Origin of the sequence: Virgibacillus sp. DJP39, from assembly GCF_049310925.1 — a bacterium.
Lineage (GTDB): Bacteria > Bacillota > Bacilli > Bacillales > Amphibacillaceae > Virgibacillus_F.
Map to the genome: position 1 here is coordinate 1 of NZ_JBMERP010000209.1, position 555 is coordinate 555.

Genomic DNA, 555 nt, shown 5'->3' on the forward strand with positions numbered 1-555 from the left:
TAGGTTGTGTACTAACCATATTTGCTGGAATAATATTCATCAACACGCCTTCTGTACAAATTAAAATTCTACACTCAAAAAGTCTTGGAGACGTAATAAATTCGGAACCCTTTACAAATACGTTTCTATATTTATTAGGGGAAGAACTTCCCCGATTTCGGAACTCGCTTGGTAAAGAATTCAAAACCCCTTCACTAACTAAATTAGCCTTGGAGACTGTGACCGGTATTAAAACCGATAACATTACAACATTACTCATGCAAGAGATCCCAGGCTTTAATATAGTTAATGCTGAGATTTATATTGCAGGGGAAGGATCAGATTACTCAAATCTACCACAGGAATCACCACCACCAAATTTCGATGAATTACTTGAGGGACAGGACACGAATCAAGGCAACCGAGCAGGTACAACTAAAGAAGATAAAGGTGATACAAAAGGTAATCCTTCTGTTTTTATTTATCATTCTCATAGTTGGGAAGGATATTTGCCTTTAATAGATGAAGATGTTAAACCGAGTGATTCTTCTAGTACTAATGAAAATGAAAATGTGG

2 protein-coding genes are annotated in these 555 nt (G+C 36.2%); one reads left to right on the forward strand and one right to left on the reverse strand.

Annotation, left to right across the window (positions count from 1 at the left end):
• The coding region (locus tag ACOI1D_RS21845) for a hypothetical protein (protein WP_422504312.1) at positions 1 to 259 on the reverse strand (259 nt) is incomplete at its 3' end.
• On the opposite strand from ACOI1D_RS21845, the gene ACOI1D_RS21850 reads away from it, so the two are divergent.
• Positions 258 to 555, forward strand: a 298-nt coding sequence (locus tag ACOI1D_RS21850; protein WP_422504314.1) for a stage II sporulation protein P, incomplete at its 3' end; no start/stop codon positions are given. The two genes, ACOI1D_RS21845 and ACOI1D_RS21850, sit on opposite strands and share 2 nt — an antisense overlap.